22 protein-coding genes and 2 pseudogenes are annotated in these 19368 nt (G+C 69.6%); 12 read left to right on the top strand and 12 right to left on the bottom strand.

Features of this window, described 5'->3' with window-relative positions:
- Positions 1–48 precede the first annotated feature (48 nt).
- Both E1267_RS01955 and E1267_RS01950 read right to left on the bottom strand, forming a co-directional pair.
- Positions 49–396: a YciI family protein gene (locus tag E1267_RS01955; RefSeq protein WP_132329023.1), complete on the bottom strand. Its 348-nt coding sequence runs from the start codon at positions 394–396 to the stop codon at positions 49–51.
- Positions 397–512: 116 nt separating this feature from the next.
- Complete coding sequence (locus E1267_RS01950) at positions 513–1478, bottom strand: helix-turn-helix transcriptional regulator (RefSeq protein ID WP_132329021.1); 966 nt, start codon at positions 1476–1478, stop codon at positions 513–515.
- 253 nt (positions 1479–1731) lie between these two features.
- Here E1267_RS01950 and E1267_RS01945 point away from each other — a divergent pair, with 253 nt between their 5' ends.
- The 3 genes from E1267_RS01945 (at position 1732) to E1267_RS01925 (ending at position 4201) form a co-directional block, all read left to right on the top strand.
- On the top strand, positions 1732–2550 hold the full coding sequence (locus E1267_RS01945; protein WP_132329019.1) for an NAD(P)H-binding protein: 819 nt from the start codon (positions 1732–1734) through the stop codon (positions 2548–2550).
- 975 nt (positions 2551–3525) lie between these two features.
- Positions 3526–3768 (top strand): hypothetical protein, encoded by a 243-nt coding sequence (locus tag E1267_RS01930; RefSeq protein ID WP_132329017.1) that lies wholly within the window; start codon positions 3526–3528, stop codon positions 3766–3768.
- The gene (locus E1267_RS01925) at positions 3761–4201 is read left to right on the top strand and encodes a rhodanese-like domain-containing protein (RefSeq protein ID WP_132329015.1); all 441 of its coding nucleotides are present in this window, start codon (positions 3761–3763) and stop codon (positions 4199–4201) included. Before E1267_RS01930 ends, E1267_RS01925 begins: the two co-directional genes overlap by 8 nt.
- A gap of 4 nt (positions 4202–4205) precedes the next feature.
- Here the strand turns inward: E1267_RS01925 and E1267_RS44005 are convergent, their stop codons facing one another.
- Together E1267_RS44005 and E1267_RS01920 are read right to left on the bottom strand one after the other, a co-directional pair.
- Complete coding sequence (locus tag E1267_RS44005; protein WP_165959422.1) at positions 4206–4361, bottom strand: hypothetical protein; 156 nt, start codon at positions 4359–4361, stop codon at positions 4206–4208.
- A gap of 5 nt (positions 4362–4366) precedes the next feature.
- Positions 4367–5563 carry a cytochrome P450 gene (locus tag E1267_RS01920; protein WP_132329013.1) on the bottom strand — a complete coding sequence of 399 codons (1197 nt, stop codon included), beginning with the start codon at positions 5561–5563 and terminating at the stop codon, positions 4367–4369.
- An 87-nt stretch (positions 5564–5650) separates the two neighbouring features.
- Between E1267_RS01920 and E1267_RS47085 the strand changes: the two genes are divergently transcribed.
- A complete protein-coding gene (locus tag E1267_RS47085; protein ID WP_132329011.1) occupies positions 5651–6268 on the top strand; it encodes a TetR/AcrR family transcriptional regulator in 618 nt (205 codons plus the stop codon).
- Positions 6269–6589: 321 nt separating this feature from the next.
- Here the strand turns inward: E1267_RS47085 and E1267_RS01910 are convergent, their stop codons facing one another.
- From E1267_RS01910 to E1267_RS01900, 3 genes are all read right to left on the bottom strand, one after another.
- The gene (locus E1267_RS01910) at positions 6590–7093 is read right to left on the bottom strand and encodes an SRPBCC family protein (RefSeq protein ID WP_132329009.1); all 504 of its coding nucleotides are present in this window, start codon (positions 7091–7093) and stop codon (positions 6590–6592) included.
- Between the two features lie 112 nt (positions 7094–7205).
- A complete protein-coding gene (locus E1267_RS01905; protein WP_132329007.1) occupies positions 7206–8423 on the bottom strand; it encodes an RNA polymerase sigma factor in 1218 nt (405 codons plus the stop codon).
- On the bottom strand, positions 8420–8755 hold the full coding sequence (locus E1267_RS01900; protein WP_132329005.1) for a YciI family protein: 336 nt from the start codon (positions 8753–8755) through the stop codon (positions 8420–8422). The genes E1267_RS01905 and E1267_RS01900 overlap by 4 nt, the downstream gene beginning before the upstream one ends.
- A 339-nt stretch (positions 8756–9094) precedes the next feature.
- Between E1267_RS01900 and E1267_RS01895 the strand changes: the two genes are divergently transcribed.
- From E1267_RS01895 to E1267_RS01870, 5 genes are all read left to right on the top strand, one after another.
- Positions 9095–9520: a hypothetical protein gene (locus E1267_RS01895; protein WP_132329003.1), complete on the top strand. Its 426-nt coding sequence runs from the start codon at positions 9095–9097 to the stop codon at positions 9518–9520.
- A 186-nt stretch (positions 9521–9706) separates the two neighbouring features.
- Entirely contained in the window at positions 9707–10855 is a 1149-nt protein-coding gene (locus E1267_RS01890) for a sensor histidine kinase (RefSeq protein ID WP_132329001.1), read from the top strand.
- Positions 10852–11517 (top strand): response regulator transcription factor, encoded by a 666-nt coding sequence (locus E1267_RS01885; RefSeq protein ID WP_132328999.1) that lies wholly within the window; start codon positions 10852–10854, stop codon positions 11515–11517. The genes E1267_RS01890 and E1267_RS01885 overlap by 4 nt, the downstream gene beginning before the upstream one ends.
- A 125-nt stretch (positions 11518–11642) precedes the next feature.
- On the top strand, positions 11643–12050 hold the full coding sequence (locus E1267_RS01880; RefSeq protein ID WP_132328997.1) for a hypothetical protein: 408 nt from the start codon (positions 11643–11645) through the stop codon (positions 12048–12050).
- Between the two features lie 622 nt (positions 12051–12672).
- A complete protein-coding gene (locus tag E1267_RS01870) occupies positions 12673–13530 on the top strand; it encodes a phosphotransferase (RefSeq protein ID WP_132328995.1) in 858 nt (285 codons plus the stop codon).
- Between the two features lie 258 nt (positions 13531–13788).
- Here the strand turns inward: E1267_RS01870 and E1267_RS01865 are convergent, their stop codons facing one another.
- On the bottom strand, positions 13789–14703 hold the full coding sequence (locus tag E1267_RS01865; protein ID WP_220449300.1) for an NmrA/HSCARG family protein: 915 nt from the start codon (positions 14701–14703) through the stop codon (positions 13789–13791).
- 117 nt (positions 14704–14820) lie between these two features.
- Between E1267_RS01865 and E1267_RS01860 the strand changes: the two genes are divergently transcribed.
- Positions 14821–15435, top strand: a complete 615-nt coding sequence (locus tag E1267_RS01860; RefSeq protein WP_246063346.1) for a TetR/AcrR family transcriptional regulator — start codon at positions 14821–14823, stop codon at positions 15433–15435.
- 537 nt (positions 15436–15972) lie between these two features.
- On the top strand, positions 15973–16911 hold the full coding sequence (sigJ, locus tag E1267_RS01855; RefSeq protein ID WP_132328991.1) for an RNA polymerase sigma factor SigJ: 939 nt from the start codon (positions 15973–15975) through the stop codon (positions 16909–16911).
- Between the two features lie 13 nt (positions 16912–16924).
- On the opposite strand, the gene E1267_RS47080 is transcribed toward sigJ, so the two are convergent.
- Complete coding sequence (locus E1267_RS47080) at positions 16925–17047, bottom strand: hypothetical protein (protein WP_281283578.1); 123 nt, start codon at positions 17045–17047, stop codon at positions 16925–16927.
- Between the two features lie 111 nt (positions 17048–17158).
- On the opposite strand from E1267_RS47080, the pseudogene E1267_RS47775 reads away from it, so the two are divergent.
- A pseudogene (locus tag E1267_RS47775) lies at positions 17159–17350 on the top strand (tautomerase family protein); the annotation flags it as partial.
- 39 nt (positions 17351–17389) lie between these two features.
- On the opposite strand, the gene E1267_RS44000 reads toward E1267_RS47775, so the two are convergent.
- From E1267_RS44000 to E1267_RS01840, 3 genes and pseudogenes are all read right to left on the bottom strand, one after another.
- Positions 17390–17554, bottom strand: coding sequence for a hypothetical protein (locus E1267_RS44000; RefSeq protein ID WP_165959421.1), 165 nt, complete (start codon positions 17552–17554; stop codon positions 17390–17392).
- 34 nt (positions 17555–17588) lie between these two features.
- Positions 17589–17867 (bottom strand): annotated as a pseudogene (locus E1267_RS47770) (FAD-dependent monooxygenase); the annotation flags it as partial.
- 14 nt (positions 17868–17881) lie between these two features.
- Positions 17882–19368: SulP family inorganic anion transporter (locus tag E1267_RS01840; RefSeq protein ID WP_425465059.1), on the bottom strand; the 1487-nt coding region annotated here is incomplete at its 5' end.

The following is a 19368-nucleotide window of genomic DNA, read 5'->3' as shown; positions in this document are numbered from 1 at the left end:
GGAGCCCACATTTGCCGCCAGAGCGACACTTCTGCCATGGCGTGGCGGTCAGGACGGCGCGTCCCACACCGGCCGGATCTCGATGCCCGCGCCCATGGGACAGTGGCGGGCGATTCTCTCGGCTTCGTCCAGGTCGGCGCATTCGACGACGTAAAACCCCGCCAAGCCCTCATCCAGCGCCACGAACGGCCCAGCGGTGGAGACCGGCCCATGAGGGGAAGGGCGCAGCGTCTTGGCCTCTTTGGCCGGGTTCACGGCCTGCGCATAGAACGGGATGCTCTGGTCGCGCAGGTATTGGGCGAAGGCTGCGTGTTCGGCCAGCGCTGCCTCCATTTCCTCACGCGAGACCGACTCCCAGCAGCCCTCGGGGTCGAACAACAGCAGAGCGAATTGCATCGAACCAGTGTGAGAGATCGATTATCGATGACAAGTTCGAATATCTGCCCGAGCGGCATAGAGACACCTGAACGTCGGCAATGAATGAGGTTTCGCGGCGCCGCCCACCGCCCCGTTCACGGTGGCTCCTGCGTGCCGGCGGTGAGGCGTCGTCCCCAGGCGCGCATGTAGGCGATGGCTTCCGGTGGACCGTGGACGACGACGGGGGCCTCGAGCGCTCCGATGCAGAAGGTGGCCCAGTCCAGGGAGTCGGTGGCGATCTCCACCCGGCACCAGGTGTCGTCGATGGATTCCACCGTCCCGTAGTGCGCGATCTCCTCCCGCACCTTCTCGGCGGGGGCCCCGACGGTAGCCCGGACGGAATACCTGGCGGGCATCGCCCTGATCCGGGCGCGCACGTACCCGACGGGATCGTCGGCAGGCAGGGGGCGGAGGGCGAACGTGGTGCCGGTGCGGCTCACATCACCGATGCGGTCGACGCGGAAGGTGCGCCAGTCGGCCCGGTCGAGGTCCCAGGCGATGAGGTACAGACGTTTCTCGACCCGGACGATGTGGTGCGGGTGGACTGTCCTGGCCGCGGTATGACCGGTGCGGGCGCGGTAAGCGAACTCCACCGTCTCGGTGTCGCGGCAGGCCAGGGCGAGGGTCGTCAACGAGGCGACGTCGGCGACGACCACGCTTGCCTCGGGGTTTCGCGCCGGGAGGGCGACGACGCGCAGGCTGTCGATGCGGCGTCGGATCCGTACGGGAAGCACTTGGACGATCTTGGCCATGGCGCTCAGCGCGGCGTCTGCCGACGCCGGGGAGGAGCCGGAGGTGATCTCTTGGAGCCCTATGACGATGGCGGCGGCCTCGTCCTCGCTGATCACCAGAGGTGGGAGCGAGGCGCCGGGACTGAGTTGGTAGCCGCCTCCGGTGCCCCGTGTGGCGGTGATCGGATACCCGAGCTCCTGGAGGCTGCCGATGTCGCGGCGGAGCGTGCGCTGGCTGACGCCGAGGCGGCGCGCGAGCTCGTGGCTGGGCCAATGGCGCCGGTTCTGCAGCAGTCCGAGGAGTTCGAGGACGCGGGTGCCGGTCGACATGAGCCCACCCTAGGCCTCACTTGTGGACATATACCGGCCACAAGATCGGTGAGGATGAGGGCCACCGAGGCGGAACGGCGCGTACGGCGACACATGATCAGCACTGCCGACCTGTCCCGGAGGGCTCCCGGGCATCGACCTCTCCATGGCGCACGGGACGACGGCGCCGGGCAGACCCAACGGTCCTCGCGCACTTCAACCCCCTCGCCCACGTCGTCGAGGCCGACAACACCCACACGGAAGGACCACGAACATGCGCATCCTCGTCACCGGAGCGACCGGCCAGGTCGGGCGGCACCTCGTCGCGCAACTCCACGAAGCCGGGCACCACGTCCGCGCGCTTTCCCGCACCCCTGCCAAAGCCGACCTCCCGGCCGGTGTCGAGGTGGTGGCGGGCGACCTCACCGATGCCGCCACGCTCGGAGCCGCCTTCGAAGGGATCAACGCGATCCACCTGATCACCTTCGGTGGCGACCACGACCTGACCAACGGCCCTGAGATCATCGACATCGCTGCACACCACGGCATCACGCGGGCCACGGTCCTCGGCGGCTGGTCGCCCACCAGTATCGAAAGCGCACTGGAGACCAGTGTGATCGGCTGGACACTGCTGCAGCCGGTGGAGTTCATGTGCAACGCTCTCGAATGGGCCGATGAGATCCGCTCCCGTAGCACCGCGTCCATGCTCGCCACCTACCCCAGCGCGATGGTGCATGAGGCCGACATCGCCGCCGTGGCCGCCACGGCGCTCACCCACGCGGGCCACGAGGGTCGGAGCTACCCGATCACCGGGCCCGAAGCCCTTACCCCGGCGGAACGCGTCCGGATCATCGCCGAGGCCACCGGGCAGGACATCGCCTTCGTGCACCTGAGCGAGGACGCGGAGCGGGCCCGGCTGCGCGGCTACGGATACGACGAGGACTACGTGGAGTTCGGAATCCAACTGGCCACGAGCCCGCCCGGGGCCGGCGGTGTGGTGCTGCCCACCGTCGAGGACGTCACCGGCACGCCCGCGCGAACCTTCGCCCAGTGGGCGCGGGAACACGCTGAACGGTTCCGCGCCGCGCGCTGACCCGCACGGGGCGGACCCGGGGCGCCGCACGGCCGCGCTGGTGGAGAAGTGATCGCTTCCTCGGACCCGGACCAGGGCCTGCGGCCGCTCGGAGCGGCGTCCTCGGCGGTCGTGGACGAGGACGGCGTCCAAAGCTCCGCAGGCGCAGCGGAACTACCCGAGGGACGTGATCTGACTAGGCGGTACCGGCAATGCGTCACGGCCGAAAGGTCCTGCACGTCGGGACCGTGACGATGACGGCCGGCGTCTTGGCTCTGGTGCCGATGCTCGGCTCGGAAGCCGGATTCTGGCAGCTCGCTCCCGCGATCCGCACGAGACCGGCTCGGCGTCCGGCACGCTCACCACCCTCCAGCAGGTCGGCGGCGCACTGGGGACAGCCGTACTCGGGAGTGTGTTCTTCAGCGGGCTGAGCGCTGGTCCTACCGCAGTCGCCCACACGTTCTGGATCGTTGCCGGGATGATCGCACTGACCTTCCTGGCCGGCTTCCTTCTCCCTAGAAACGCCCGCGAGGCAGAACCCGCCTTCTGACCAGATCGCCGAGGGCGTGTCCGCCGGGGCCTCCGACCTGGATCGATCCGTTCGCGCTACCGGTTCCCCTCCTGGTGACTGCGAACTGCTCGCCCCATACCGCCCGCGGCCTCTTCCACCGAGTGTCCCGCACGCTCGTCATGGACGAACCCGACCCTGAACAGGCCATGGCCGCCGGCGAGGAACTGAACGTTTTCTACTTGAGCAGTGATCGAAACCTGTGGATCCGCCGGGAAGGGTGTACCTTCCCGGATCATCCGATGACGGTTTCGAGATAGGGCCGATGGCCGACGTCGGTCGGGAAGGCACACGGCCTCCCGCGCTCATGATCTGCCTGTCCTGGAGGAGCCGGAACCGCGGACCGGGTTTCGACAGTTTTCCACCAAAGGGTGTCGAAATTTGGGCTCCGGCTTCGACTCCCCCATGGAGCTGGGCAGTGGAGACACGTGGACAAGGTGACATCAGCGGATGGGACTCCCATCGCGTTCGACCGGCTTGGGGACGGCCCGCCGATCATCGTGGTCGCCCCGGCTCTGTGCGACCGGGCCTTCGGGCAGATGGGCCAGGATCCCCGTCGGCTCATCGCCCGCCACCTGCCCGCCGGACGCCATCACGTGCTGCCCGGCCAGCACCACCTGGTGCCGCCGGAGGTGCTGGTACCCGTAGTGACCAGGTTCCTCGATGGGTGAGCATGCGGAGGTCCTCCGGCCGCTGACCGTCGATGGCCTGCTCGCCGTGGCGCGGGCGGGGCTGCGCCGCATGTCTCCCGCCGAAGCCGCCGCAGCGATCGCGGAGGGAGCCCGTCTGGTGGATACCCGCCCACAGTTCCAGCGAGCGGCCGACGGCGAGATCCCCGGCGCGATCGTCATCGAACGCAACCATCTGGAATGGCGTCTCGATCCCACCAGCCCGGCCAGAATCCCCGAAGCAACCGGCCACGACATCGCCTGGATCGTGATCTGCGACGAGGGCTACTCCTCGTCCCTGGCAGCTGCTTCGCTGCGCACGATCGGCCTGGCCAAGGCCACCGACGTGATCGGCGGCTTCCGGGCGTGGAAGCAGGAGGGCCTGCCGCTGACTCACCCGGCCACGCCGGCCACGCCGCGCCTGCCGACCGGCTGAGCGGTCAGCCGTCGACGCTGGAGAAATGCACGCCTGTTGCGATCAGAGGGTTCAGGGCGGTGCCGCGGATGCGGAAGGAGAACGGGGTGCGCGTCTGCGGGAACAGGATCTCCGGATATGTCCGTCCGAAGATCGGCCGCCGCAGTGCCGTCTCGGGCATGGCGGTCACCAGGTGACCGGCAACGCGGTCAAGCCGCCGGTCAGCACGTGTGGGTTGAAGATCAGCTCCTCGACCGCGCAGCCCAGCTTCAGGGCGGGGAAGCGGGCGGCGAGCTGGGAGAAGACCGCTTTCAGCTCGATCCGGGCCAGCGGCGCGCCGATGCAGTAGCGGGCGCCGTGGCCGAAGGTCAGATGCGGCGCGGCCGGCCGGTCGAGGTCGAACCGGTCCGGGTCGGCGAACACCGACGCGTCGTGGTTGGCCGCCCCGGTGTCCAGGAGCACCAGGTCACCTTCCCGCACGTGTACACCGGCGACCTCCAGGTCTTCTCGGGCGTAGCGGGGGATGCCGCCGCCACCCAGGCCGGGAGCGCGCAGGATCTCCTCCACCGCGGCGTCGGTCCGGGACGGGTCGGCCACCAGCGCCGGCCACTGGCCGGGGGTGGCCAGCAGCCACAGCGCGCCCAGGCTGATCGCGGTCACCGTCGTCTCGTGTCCGGCGAACAGCAGGAGCATGCCCATCGCCGCGGCCTCGTCGTCGCTGACCCCCTCGGTGGCGGCCAGCCGGGAGATCACATCGGCGTCCGGGGCGTCACCGAGCCGGCCGTCGGCGCGTTTGCGGGCCACCAACCGCCGGCCGTAGCTGAACAGTTCGGCCAGCCCCTGCTCGGAGCGGGCCCGGTCCGTGATGTCAGCGGCGGCCTGTGTCCAGGCGCGAAACTGCGCCCGGTCCTCATACGGCACGCCGAGCAGCTCGCAGATGACCGCGATCGGCAGCGGCAGTGCCAGCGCCGCGTGCAGGTCGGCCGGCGGACCGGCCGCGGCCAGCTCGTTCAGCAACTGCGTGGCGAGCGTCTCGACCCGGCCGGCCAGGGCACGCATCCGCTTGGGCGAGAAGTGCGGCTGCAGCAGCGAACGCATCCTGCGGTGGTCGGCCTGCTCGGTGTCGATGTCGCCCATCGGGCCGCCGAACAGTGCCGACTCCCCGGTGCGTGACGCCTTCTCGGGTTCGCGGTGGGCGCGGCCGAGCCGGTCGTCGTCCAGCAGCCGGCGCACATGTTCGTATCCGGTCACATGCCAGCCGGGATCGCCGACAGCGGTGCGGATGGCGTGAATGGGACTGCGGGCCTGCAGCTCCCGCAGCAGCGGCGAAGGCCGCATCCGGTCTGGCTGCTCGTACGGCAGCTGAACGGGGATGGACGGCATGGCCTCTCCATAAAGTAGACGAAGACTTGTACACTTCGACGTCCATAACGTTACATGTACACTTTGCTTTCTACAAGTGGAGGGCTGATGAGCAATCCCGAAGAAGGCAACCAGGCCGTTGCCGCGCGGCCGGTGCGGCGGCTGCGCCGTGCGGAGCGGCGTGAGCAGATCCTGGACGCGGCCACCCGTGCCTTCGCCCGCGCCGGGTACGTCGCCACCGGCCTCGACGACATCGCCGCCGAGGCGGCCCTGACCAGGGCGATGCTGTATCGGCACTTCGACTCCAAGGCCGACCTCTACCGTGCCGTGCTGGACCGGGCGTGCGTGCGGCTGGCCGAGGCCACGGGAAGCGACGACTTCGACGAAGACGCCATCCCCGCGCTGGTGCGTGCCGCGGCCGCCGATCCCGACGGGTTCCGGCTGCTGTTTCGCTACGCCGCCCGCGAGAGCGACTTCCGCGAGCTGATCGACTCCATCACCGCCGCCTCCCGCGACGTCGCCCACCGCAACCTCGCCCGCCGCATCCCCGCGGGGCCGTGGCTGGAGTGGGCCGCCAACCTGATCCCCGCCTTCACCCTGGAGGCAGTCATCGCCTGGCTCGACGCCGGCCAGCCCGACCCCGACCAGGCCGCCGACCGCATCGCGGCAGCCGTCCACGGCGTCATGGCCGCCGCCCAGCCCTCCTTCACCGAGGCCGCTACTTGAGCTCCGACGTGTCGGCGTCGGCCAGCACCCGGCAGACGCCGGACACCCAAGGACGCCTGCCCTAGTTCTTGCCCGTTGGGATGACCAGCTTGCGAGCTGAGGACGAGATCCGGGCGCAGCCGGCTGGGCACCGGTCGCGCCAGGCCCTGCACGGCGTCGGCGAACAAGGCGTCGAACTCGGCTACGCGCAGCGGGTGCCCAGCGGTGGGCAACCGGCCCACCTCGGAGGCCGGCCTGCGCGAACGGGCTGAGCGTACGGTCCGGTTCCGCCGCACTTCGACACCCGTTTCAGGAGCGGCTCAGACATGCGTTCGGTGTCTTTCAGCTCGCGGCGGTCCACCGGCGGTAGCCCGCAATGGGCCGGCCTGCGCCGGTGGTGATCAGCTGCGGCAGGCTCTCGGTGATGAAGAAGGTCCAGGCGCGCGAGCACGCTTCGAAGCAGGCGGATTCGGCCGCGGTGAGGCCTTCGTGCGTGAAATGCACCGTCGTGCCCTGCGCGTTGGTGGTGATGTCGAAGATGACGTTGGTGTCGGTCCACTCGTTAGGCTCGTTGATGAAGTCGGAGTCCACCACGTGCCAGACCACCCGTCGGCCGGGCTCGAACTCGGTGATCTGGAACCGGGCGAACCGGAGGCCCTCCTTGGCCCGGATGGTTTCACCGGCGTATTCGCTGTCGTCGGTGAAGACGAACTCGTCGTGCAGGGCGGCAGAGTGGCCGATGAGGTTCTCGCTCCACCAGCCGCGGACGTTGGTGATGGCCTCGAAGACCTGCTCCGGCGTCCGGTCGACGGTCATGGTGGCGGTCAGGTACTCGGTGTTCGACATTGTCTTTGCCTCTCTTGGGTGGTTTCGCCTCACCGACGAAGGAGGCAGCCCGGGATCGACATCACCGAGGAAGACCCTTCGAGAAATTCGGCCGCGATGGCCTTTGTGCTGGTCAGAGCTTGGAAAGACGACCCGTCAGATAACGACGTTCTGCGTCGGTCGGAGCCAGTCTCAACGCCTCCTCGTAGAACGTCGCGGCCTCGGCGAGGCGGCCGTCCCGGCGGAGAAGATCGGCCCTCGTCGCCGGCAGCAGGTAGTAGCCATCGAGCTCGCCGGACTCGGCGAGCTCGTCGACGAGGGCAAGTCCGGCGGGGATGCCGTCGGCCATCGCGACCGCCACGGCGCGGTTGAGCTCCACCACGGGAGATGGCGCCATCCGCGTGAGCGCCGCATAGAGGGCGGCGATCTGCGGCCAGTCGGTAGCCGCGGCGTCGGGCGCTGTCGCGTGACAGGCGGCAATCGCGGCCTGCACCTGATACGGCCCGCAGCGCCGCACGGCCAACGCTTCGTCAAGCGTTGTAAGGCCTTCGGCGATCAGCGCGCGATCCCACCGGGATCGGTCCTGGTCCTCCAGCGGGATCAGTACGCCGTCGTCGATGCGGTTCGCACGGCGGGCCTCGAGCAGCAACATCAACGCCAACAGGCCCCGCGCCTCAGGCTCGGTCGGGGTCAGACGGACCAGCGTCCGGGCGAGGTGGATCCCCTCAGCGGCCAGCGCCCTGCGCCCGTCTTCCTCGTCGTAGCCCTGGTTGAAGATCAGGTACAGCACCGCGAGGACGGCTGTCAGCCGCTGCGGCAGGAGCTCCGCCGGTGGCACCCGATAGGGTATTCCGGCCTCGACGATCTTGCGCTTGGCGCGCACCAGGCGTTGCGCCATCGTCGGCTCGGCAGTCAGGAACGCCTTGGCGATCTCACCCGTACTCAGTCCCGTCAGCGTCCGCAGCGTCAGGGCAACCCGAGCAGGGAACGGCAGCGCGGGATGGCAGCACGTGAAAATCAGCCGCAACCGCTCGTCAGGAATCTCCTCAGCCAACGACTCAGTCGGAGCCCGCTCCAGCACGGCGAGCTGCCGCAACTTCGCCGCCCCCGTTGCATCCCGCCGCAGCCGATCGGTCGCCCGGTGACGTGCCGTCGTCGTCAGCCACGCACCCGGACGAGCCGGAACGCCATCACGCCCCCACGTCGCCAGCGCAGCGGCGAACGCGTCCTGTGCGCAGTCCTCCGCCAGGTCCCAGTTCCCGGTCAGCCCGATCAGCGTGGCGACCACTTGGCCCCACTCTTCCCGGAAGGCCGCATCGACCGCTGCACGAACCGCCTCCGGCGCGTTCATTCCCATACGGGGCGGACCTCGACACAACCCCGGTTCGCGTAGGGGTGCCGTGCCGCGATCGCGATCGCCTCGTCCAGATCGTCGCATTCGATGATGTCGATACCGCCGATGAAGTCCTTCGTCTCCGCGAACGGGCCATCGGACACCAGCGTCTCCCCGTCACGGACGCGGACCGTCGTCGCAGCCGCCACCGGACGCAACCGCGCACCACCGAGAATGGCTCCTCGCCGATTCACCTCCGCCTCGTACGCCTGATACGCCGGGTCCGCCGCGATCTCCTCCATGGAGGGTGACACCTTCTCATCGTCACAGATCAGCAACACGTACTTCATAAAGCCACTATGCCCGAACCCGCCCCGACCAGCTCGAACACCGCGCCTCTGCGGATGATCGGCCGCCGCCCTCACCGAGATCAGGGGTGGTCGTACAGACCGACGCCGGGCCGATCCGAGCACTCGCGGTGCAAGCACGTCACGGTCCGGCGGCGGCTGGAGACCGGCGACAGCTCTCGGCCCTGGGCGGTCGCTCGATGCCGGATGCCTGCTCCCTTCGGTGTAGTGCGTACAGCGAACGGTGCAAGGTCAAGTGACGATCAACGGACGACGCGCTCCGCTGCGGCCCGGCCTAGCGTTTCTCCTGGAGATAGCCGGATGAGTACGGGAGGAATCGCCATGAGCAAGAAAGTGATGACTGCGGTCGCCGGGCTGAGCCTGACGGCGGGTTTGCTGGGATGGGCCGGCGCGCCGGCTGGTGCTCAGGCCGACAGGGCCGGCGAAGCTGCCAGCGCTGCGATGACCGCGCCGAAGCCGCCGAAAGGTGCCAGGGCGGTGGTCCGGGTCAGCCCCAATCCCACCACCAAGCGAGGCCAGGAGGTGACGATCACCGGCCACTGCGGCGGCGGCGAAGGGCTCAAGGCCGTGCTCGCCGGGCTCGACAGCAAGCACCCGGTGCTACGGAACATCCGCATCGTCGAGGACGACCCGAAGGGATTCGTGGCGAAGGCAACCCTCGCCCCCAAGATCGGTAACGGCGTCGGTCCCGTTTTCGTCGACTGTGGCGGTGAGGCGGGCGTGACCCTCCTGGTCACCCACGTCTGATCCGAACCTCCCACCCCGGGCTGGTGAACAGATCCAGAGCTTCCGCGGTCCTCGAGTCCGCCGGTCCACGCGGTCGCGGAAGCCGCGCATGCCGACGGCGTCGCCCAGGTGACCACCTGGGCGACGCGGTTCGGTACGCCCCGGCCCGGCCTTACACCCGTCACCCCCTGGAGAAAGGGCCTCCGCATGGCCGAGCCCTCCCCACGACGCGAACCCGCGCCGGTCCGGCACCTCGCCCGGATCACCGATATCACGCTCGCTGTCCTCACGCTGGTCTTCTTCGTCGCCGTAGCCCTCGCCACCGGGGTGCGTGGCCCCTGGCAGGACACGATCCAGCTCGGGTTGCTTCTCGGAGCGCTCCTGCTGGTCAGACGCCGCTGGCCGATGACCGTGCTGCTGCTGTCGGTCGGTGGGATCTTCGTCTATCACCTCACCGGACATTGGTCTCCCTCCGGTTGGATCTGGCCGGCCGCGGTCGCCTACTTCACCGCCGCCACCACACCACGCGTGCGCTGGGTGCCCGCCATCGGTCTGGCCCAACTGGTCTACTCCGCGGTCGACGCCCGCTGGATCCTGGACAAGAACCCGACCCGCTACCTGGTCCACGTCGCGGGGGAAGGACTGCTCCTGGCGATTCTCATCGCAGCGGGGCTCACCTACGCCGCCGCGATGCGCTGGCGCAAGCAGCTGCGCGAAACCGACCACCGTGCGCACGCCGCCGAGGAACGGCTGCGCGTCTCGCACGAGGTTCACGACGTCATCGCCCACACGCTGGCCGTCGTCGGCGTGCAGCTCAATGTCGCCGCCGACGCTCTGGAGGAGGACCCGCCAGCGGCCGCCGCCGCCCTGCGCCTGGCGAAGGACGTCAGGAACCGGGCGATGACCGACCTCCGTACCCTCATCACGACCTTGCGTGACGATTCCAGCGACACCGCGCCCCAGGCGGATCTGGCCTCCTTGGACACTCTCATCGCCGACGCCCGCACCGCCGGACTTGAAGTGACCCTCGACGAGCACGGCGACCGCGCGGCCGTCCCCGCCATTACCGCCATCGCCATCTACCGCGTCGTACAGGAGTCCCTCGCCAACACGCTCAAGCACGCGGGAGCGAGCAAGGCCGAGGTGACGATCGGCTACCAGCCTCGCTCGATCACCGTCGAGATCACAGACAACGGCCGCGGCGTCCCGGGCGGCGCCGAAGTCACTGAAGGCCATGGCCTGGCCGGCATGCGCGAGCGGGTGAGCGCACTCGGGGGCGCGCTCACCGCAGGACCCGTCCCCGACGGCGGCTTCGCCGTGCGGGCCGACATCCCCGTGGCAGGCTCGACGGCATGACGATGAAGGTGCTCCTCGCCGACGACCAGGCACTCGTACGGGCCGGCTTCCGCAGCCTGCTGGCCCGTTCCCGGGACATCACGGTCGTCGGCGAAGCCGAGGACGGCGACGAAGCGGTACGGCTGGCAGCGAGCACCCGCCCCGACGTGATCCTCATGGACATCCGTATGCCGGGCACCGATGGGATCACCGCCACGCGTCGCATCGTCACCAACCGGACCGCTCTGGGCTGTCGCGTCATCATCCTTACCACGTTCGACACCGACGAACACGTCTTCGCCGCCCTGCGCGCCGGAGCCAGCGGCTTCCTCACCAAAGAGGTCGAACCCGCGGAACTGCGCCGGGCGGTCGCCGCCGTCGCCGGTGGAGACGCGCTCCTGTCTCCGGGGGTGACCCGCCGCGTCATCGAGCAGTTCGCCCACCGGCAGGACACCACGCCCAGCGCGGGGCAGCGGCTGGCCACCCTCACCGCCCGGGAACTGGAGACGGTCAAGCTCGTGGCGCTCGGCCTGTCCAACAGCGAGATCGCCGAGCGCCTCGTCATCAGTCCGCTCACTGCCAAGACCCACATCACCAGGGCCATCGCCAAACTGGACGTGCGTGACAGGGTCCAACTCGTCATTTTGGCCTACGAGAGCGGTTTGATACGGCCCGGCGCGTGAGATCGAAGGTCCGCGAACCTCTGCGCGGCTCCTACTCGACCCCCAACACGGCGAGGCCGCTGCGAATGCCGGTGAGAACATCGACGACCGGATGCGACGACGGGACGAAAAGGCCGATCGCCGGCGTGACGACGCAGAAGAACGGCACGTTCACTTTCCAGGACACGCCGCCGGGCAGCGGTGAGGTGACCTACCGGGTGTTCTGGGGCGGCGATGACCGTTACCGCCGGAGCAGTGCCTCCGTCACCGTGCTGGTCAGGCAGAGATCCACCCTCACCCTGGACGGGCCGCAGTCCGGCGTCGTCGGCACGGCCATGGAGCTGACCGGCCTGCTGACCGTGCAGCGCAGCGTGTACGTCGACAACGTCAGCGGCGGAAGCGTCAAGCTCCCGCCGGTGAGCGTGAACGCCGACGGCACGTACACGTTCACCGACACGCCCGCCACCGCCGGCAGATACAGCTACCTCGCGTTGTGGTCGGGGACGACCACCGCCGGGCCGGCCAAGGCCATCCACCAGATCGTCGTCGAGTGACCTGGCGGCGTCACCCGGCCATCGGGCCGGGTGACGCCCGAAGCTTTTGATCTCGGTGATGACGGTAAACCTGTTGTCGCGGCTGTCGCACACACGCTTGAATCAGCAGGCCACCATGGCCGGCTGCGGATGAGCCGGAAGGAGGAGGCGCTTGATGAGTGAAGCGTTCTACTCGAACGCGAGGCTGTACGACCTGATGTTTCCGGGTGGCGGGCCCGCGGTCGACTTCTACCGGGCCGACGCCGATCGGCAAGGCGGGAGCGTGCTGGAGCGGCCGCGCAAGTCACACGCGGGACGTGGTACCTCTCGACCGACTCCGAGCCCGACTTCGTCGTCGCGCCGCTCGACATCAGGAGCATTTTCCCGCAGGAGCTGCCGCTGCTCGTCTCTCTCGGCGGCCTTCGTCTCGTCGAGCGCTTCGGCGACTGGTCCGGCCGGCCATTCGCCGTGGACACGCCGCTTCAACTCTGCATCTGCGAGCCCGCGTGATCGGGGGCGAGAGCGCAGTCTCGGTCGATCGATACCCGGATCGCGATGTTCGCGTGCCTTCGCATCAGAGACTCGGCAGGCGCAAGGGCCTGCACCGTACACATCGGCTCAGGCAGGGAGAGGCGCCGAACACATGAAGGACACCGAGATCCCGCGGGCGGTGGCCGCGGCCGTCGCCACGGCCGCCGAGTACGGTCTGGGCGCCGACGACGCCACTGTGCTGCACAACTCGAACCGGATCGCCGTCCGGCTGCGGCCCAGCGGCGTGCTCGCCCGGGTCGCGCCCCTCACGCACCGCCTGGACTACGAGGTCGAGATCGCCCGGCGCCTCGCCGGGACCGGCAGCCCGGTGGCGGGTCCCGATCCGAGAGCCGAGCCCCGCGTCCATGTCCGTGACGGCTTCGCCGTCACCTTGTGGACCTACTACGAGCCCACCACCGCACCCGAGAACCACCCGTCCGCCGCCTACGCCGACGCCCTGGCCCGGCTGCACGCCGGCCTGCGCCGCATCAACCTCACCGCACCGCACTTCACCGACCGCGTCGCCGACGCCCTCCGGGTGGTCGAGGACCCCGCCGTCAGCCCGGACCTCGGCGCCGCCGAACGCGCCCTGCTGACCGACACCCTCCACGGAATCAGCCGCGCGATTCTGGACCGCGGCACGCGGCAACAGCTCCTGCACGGAGAACCGCACCCCGGCAACCTGCTCGCCACCGCGGACGGACCGCTCTTCATCGACCTGGAGACCGCCTGCCACGGACCCGTCGAGTTCGATCTCGCGCATGCTCCGGAGGACGTCGCCGCGCATTACCCGGGGGCCGACTCCGAACTGCTCGCCGACTGCCGGATCCTCAGCCTCGCCCTCGTGGTCTCCTGGCGGTGGGACCGCGACGACCAACTCCCCGACGGGCGCGAAAGGGGCCGGGAGTGGCTCGCCCAACTGCAGGCCGCTCTCGACCGCCGGGAGCACGCCGGAGGTGGCGGCCGCTGACCGGCGCCCTCACCGCCGCCCGGGCCGGCTTCGCCGTCACCCTGTGTACCTACTAGGGGGCAGGCCAGGGCCGAGGCCAGGGCCGGGCTCAGCAGGCCCCTGGGTGCGCTGGGACGCGGCCCGTGGGGAGGCCCCCCGTGCGGCAGTGAATCAGCCGTCCGTGGCGTTGCCTGTCGATCGGCGCGAGTCCTGGACAGGATGCAAGGTGCAGCGCCGAGTGGCCAACCAAGATCACGGCAACGGTCTACATTGGTACGTTCATCGGTTCTGCTCGGTGGTCTCCTGGGAGGCCAGGAAACCGGCGATCTGGGCCGCTCCGGTGCGCTGCAGCCAGGTGCGCAGGTTCATCAGGCCGGGGTGGAGGGCGCGGGTGAAGGCGACGTCGGCGCGGTAGCCGCGTTCGTTGAGCCAGGTATAGGCGAAGGCGAACTCCTCGCCGATCTGCGCGATCGCGTCGATCGGGATCTGGACGTACGGCAGCGGCCGGCCGACGGCTTCGGAGATGGCCGCGGCGATCTGGCGCGGGGTCAGTTCGTCCCCGGCCAGGTCGACCGCGCGCCCGATCCACTCGCCCGGCTGGGCAAAGGCCAGCGCGGCGAAGGCGCCGACGTCGTCGACGGCCATGACCTGCTGCGGCGTGTCGGCGGCGAACGCGGTGGCCACGGTGCCGTCGTGCAGGTGGTAGGCGCCGGTGTAGTTCTCCATGAAGGAGACCGGGCGCAAGAAGGTCGCGGGCAGGCCCAGCCGGCTGATGTGCTGTTCGATCCTCCACTTGCTGATCGAGTTCCGCGGCAGTTTCTCGGTGTTGTGGCGGCCGACGCCGGCGAGCGAGGCGTAGACCAGGTGGCGCACGCCGGCGGCGTGCGCCGCGTCGGCGACGTTGCGGCCCCAGCGGACCTCGTCCTCGGCCGAGAAGCCCGCCGGGGTGCCCGGAGAACCGACGGTGGGCTGCACGCTGAACAGACCGTAGGCGCCCTCGGCCGCTGCGACGAGCGAGGCGAGGTCGTCCATCTCGGCACGGACAACATCGGCGCCCGCCTGCGCCAGCGCCCGGGCCGACGCAGCGTCCGGATCGCGCGTCACCGCCCGTACCTGCCAGCCGTCGGCGAGCAGTTGCGCTGTCACGGCCCGGCCCTGCAGGCCGGTCGCCCCCACCACCACGATGGTCTTCACGATGTGCCTCCAGAAGGTTGGCATGCGGCGGCCACCCACCTAACTGGGGTGGCACTCCGGTTCTGGGTGAGTACGATATGGAGGGCCGCCCCGTTTTGCAAGCCAGCCGGAGAACACATGCCGCCCGACAGTCGTACGACCTCGCCCACGCGCCCGATGCGCGCGGACGCACGCCGCAACTACGACCGCATCCTGGCCGTGGCCGCCGAGGCCATCGCCGAGCACGGAGCCGAGGCGTCCCTGGAGGAGATCGCCCGGCGCGCCGACGTCGGCTCGGCCACGCTGCACCGCCACTTCCCCTCCCGGCAGCGACTGCTGGAGGCCGTCTTCCGGGACAAGGTCGAGGCCCTGTGCGCCACTGCCGCCGACCTGGCCGCCGACCCCGACCCCGGACAGGCGTTGGCGACCTGGCTGGGAGCCGTCGCCAGGCACGCCGTGTCCAACCGGGGCCTGGCCGCCTCGCTGATGCGGGGAGCCCACGACGGCGATCCGACCCTGGGTGCCACCTGCCACACGATGATCACCAATGCCGGAGCGGACTTGCTGGCCCGCGCATGCCGGGCGAACGCCGCACGGCCCGATGTCTCGATCGCGGACCTGCTCAAACTTGTCAACGCCATCTGCCTGGCCGTTGAGCGGGAACCCGACGGCGCGGCCCAGGCCGACCGACTGCTCACCCTTGCGCTCACCGGAGTGCACCCCGCAGGAGGAACGGCGGGCCGAAAGATGTGACACAGAAGGTGAGTTATCTGCGACACAGGCGGTCGCCGGATCCTGTCCCCCAGCTCGGCCTCCGCCGCACCGCGGAGTTCAAGCGTGGGCTGCAGGTCCCACAGCCGGACAATCCACACATCACCATCGAGGTCACGCTCTCCGCCGAATCGATCGTCGTCCGGCCGCAGTGAGGCCGCCGAAGCCTCTCGGTCCCAGGCGCTCTCTTTCTGATCACGCTCTCGAACCCGCGATAGATTGCCCACCATGACCGAGCTCGGACCCGTCGCCTGGCCGCCTGTCGCGAGGGGTGCCGAGCAATGGCTCGGCCTGCGGTCCCCGGTTGTGCCCTCCGCTTGAGCGGGCTCCGGGAACGACCGTGTCGCCACAGGTCACCTTTCACGACCGCCGGCCCTGAGCCATCGTGACGTGCTCGGCACAGGTGTGCGACAACGCACAGCCCTTGACCGTGACGACCTCACAGTTCACCGCGCTGTCCTGTCGAACCGATAAGAAAAGAACAAGAACAGCAGGCGAACCAAGGGAGCCGACACCACCATGCGCAGCCAACCCGAACCGGCAGGCGCCAGACCCGACCCGGGTCTGGACGTCATCATGAGCGAACGACGGCAACTCATGAACCTCGCCTACCGGCTCCTCGGCTCCCTGTCCGACGCCGAAGACGTCGTGCAAGAGACCTACGCCCGCTGGTACACCATGTCCCGGCAGCAACAGGACGCCATCGACTCCCCCGGTGCCTGGCTGACCAAGGTCGCCGGCCGCATCTGCCTCAACCTGCTCACCTCGGCACGGGCCCGCCGCGAGACCTACGTGGGCGAATGGATTCCCGAGCCGCTCCCCGATCCCACCGAATGGTCCGGCGGGCAGTCGGACGGCATCGCCGTCGACCCGGCCGACCGCGTCACCCTCGACGAGTCGGTCAACATGGCCTTCCTGGTCGTGCTCGAGTCCATGACGCCGGCCGAGCGCGTCGCGTTCGTCCTGCACGACGTCTTCCGCTACTCCTTCGCCGAAGTGGCCGAAATCGTCGGCCGCAGCCCCGCGGCCTGCCGCCAGCTGGCCTCCTCGGCCCGCCGGCGCATCCGCACCGCGCACACACCCGCGACACCGCCGTCCCGGCAGGCCCGGGTCGTCAGAACCTTCAAACTGGCGTGGGAGGCGCGCGACATCGACGCCCTCATCGCCCTCCTCGACCCCGGCGTCACCGCGACCGGCGACGGCGGCGGCCTGGTCAGCACCGCGCTGCACCCGATCAGGGGCGCCGATCAGGTCGTGCGCTCCCTGACCCTCCTCGAGGACAGGTTCCGCACCATGACCTTCCTGGAACGTACGGTCAACGGCCAGCCCGGGCTGATCGCCCAGCAGGACGGCCGGGTCGTGTCGGTGCTGGCGTTCGAGGTGGTGGGCGACCGGATCAAGCACATCTGGGCGATACGCAACCCCGACAAGCTCCGCCAATGGGCAGCGCAGCCTTAGGAGAAGCTTGAGATCACTGCCGCGGGCCGTCCAACAGGTGGTCACGGACCGCGGTGAGAATCCGGTCCGACAGGTCGTCGCCGGCGCAGGCCCGCGACAACATCATCGCGCCGACGATGGTCGACAGCTCGACCATCACGTCTTCCTCGTCCGCCCCCGTCGAGCCGCCGCAACGCGTCGATGAGGTCGCTCAGGCCACCGGCGGACGACCGGCCCAGCGGGTCGTCCGGCTCCGCCTGTCCCGCACATCGCTCGCCACGCCGAGGACCCCGGCCTGCGCGGGCGCATGGGCGAAGCGCTGGGTCGGCTGCTCGCCCGGCACACCCTGGACCGCGGGCTGCACTGCGAGTACCACATCGACGAGGCGCCACGGGACCTGTGGATGGTCGACGGACTGCGCCCGCCGCCCACCGACCGCGACGCGGAGAAGGTGTGGGCACGCGAGAACCGGCCCGCAGAGGGTGGTACGCGCGTGCAGTTACCTCAGCCGTGCCTTGTCGTCCGGCTGATGGTGCCGGTTCCAGCCGGTCAATCGGTACGTGTCCTCGCCCATCTCGGTGAGCAGCGCGAATCCGTCCGGCACGGCGTTGACCGTGAAAGGCCGATTCGGTTTCCTGCCGAGCTTGAGGTCGGCAAGGATCAACGACTGGAGAATGGACTTGCCGGGGGCAGCGCAGTCCGAGCGCTGAGCGGATGGTGCTGTGCACCCCGTCGGTCCCGACCAGGTAGGAAGCGCGGAACGTGGTCGACGGACCGCCCGGATCCGCGTCCTTGCCGGCGACCGCGCGGGCCGCGACGCCGTTCGCGTCCTGATCGACGGCGACGACCTTGGTGTCGTGGACGAAGGTGACCCCGGCTTCGCGGGCCCGGCGCGTAGCGTTGGCGGTCTTGCCGGTGTGGTCGGCCCACGTTCGCCTGGCTGTCGTCCCGCCCGTCCCGGCCGGGCGGGACGACAGCCGCGAGGTCGGGATCAGTGGCCGCCTGACAGTTCGCCGGACAACGCCCCGTGCATGCGGGCGCTGGGCTGGTTCAGGCCGATGATCTGCACGGTCCTGCCGTACGCGGCGTACTTGGCCTCGACGGCGTCCAGGGCGGCGACGGAGGAGGCGTCCCAGATGTGGGCGTCGGTCAGGTCGATGACCACGTTGTCCGGGTCGCCGGCGTAGTCGAACCGGGAGACCAGGTCGTTGCTGGAGGCGAAGAACAACTCGCCGGTGACGGCGTAGACGACCTGGCCGCCGTCGGGGTCGACGACGGCGGAGACCTCGGCCAGGTGCGCCACCCGGCGGGCGAAGATGACGAGACCGGTCAGCGAGCCGACGACCACGCCGATGGCCAGGTTGTGGGTGACGACCACGACGGCGACCGTGATGACCATAACGCCGATCTCGCCTGCGGGCATGCGCCTGAGCGTGGCCGGGGCGACGGAGTGCCAGTCGAAGGTGCCGAAGGAGACCAGGATCATGACGGCGACCAGGGCGGCCATGGGGATCTGGGAGACCAGCGGCCCGAAGACGATGCACAGCACCATGAGCAGCACGCCGGCGGTGAAGGTGGACAGCCGGGTGCGCGCGCCGTTCTTCACGTTGATCATGGTCTGGCCGATCATGGCGCAGCCGCCCATGCCGCCGAAGAAGCCGGTGACGATGTTGGCGATGCCCTGGCCGATCGACTCGCGGGTCTTGGAGGAACGGGTGTCGGTGAGGTCGTCGACCAGCTTGGCGGTCATCAGCGACTCCATCAGCCCGACCAGCGCGAAGCCGATCGCGTACGGGGCGATGAGGGTGAGCGTGTCCAGCGTGAAAGGCACGTCCGGCAGGCCGGGGACGGGCAGCGAGGACGGCAGCGCGCCGCGGTCGCCGACGGTGGGCACGGCCAGGTGGGCGCCGAGGGTGAGCGCGGTCAGCGCGGCGATGGAGATCAGCGGGGCCGGGACCACCTTGGTCAGGCGGGGCAGGAACACCATGAGCGCCAGTGCGCCGCCGACCAGCGGGTAGACGATCCACGGCACGTCGATGAGCTCGGGCACCTGAGCCATGAAGATCAGGATGGCCAGGGCGTTGACGAAGCCGACCATGACGCTGCGCGGCACGAAGCGCATGAGCCTGGCCACGCCGGCGGCGCCTAGCGCGACCTGGATGAGGCCGCCGAGAATGACGGTGGCGATCAGGTAGCCGAGGCCGTGTTCCCGTGCCAGCGGGGCGACGACCAGGGCGATGGCGCCGGTGGCCGCGGAGATCATGGCGGGGCGGCCGCCGGCAACGGCGATGACCACGGCCATGGTGAAGGAGGCGAACAAGCCGACGCTGGGATCGACCCCGGCGATGATGGAGAACGAGATGGCCTCGGGGATCAGCGCCAGGGCGACGACCAACCCGGAGAGAATTTCGGTACGGGCCACCGAGGGATTGCGCCACTCCGGGCGGCCAGGCCCCCGGCGGACGGCCGGGGGCGTGG

The sequence above is a fragment of the Nonomuraea longispora genome, from assembly GCF_004348345.1.
Taxonomy (GTDB): domain Bacteria; phylum Actinomycetota; class Actinomycetes; order Streptosporangiales; family Streptosporangiaceae; genus Nonomuraea; species Nonomuraea longispora.
The sequence above is the reverse complement of the archived record's forward strand: the minus strand, read 5'-3'. Positions and strand labels throughout refer to the sequence as shown.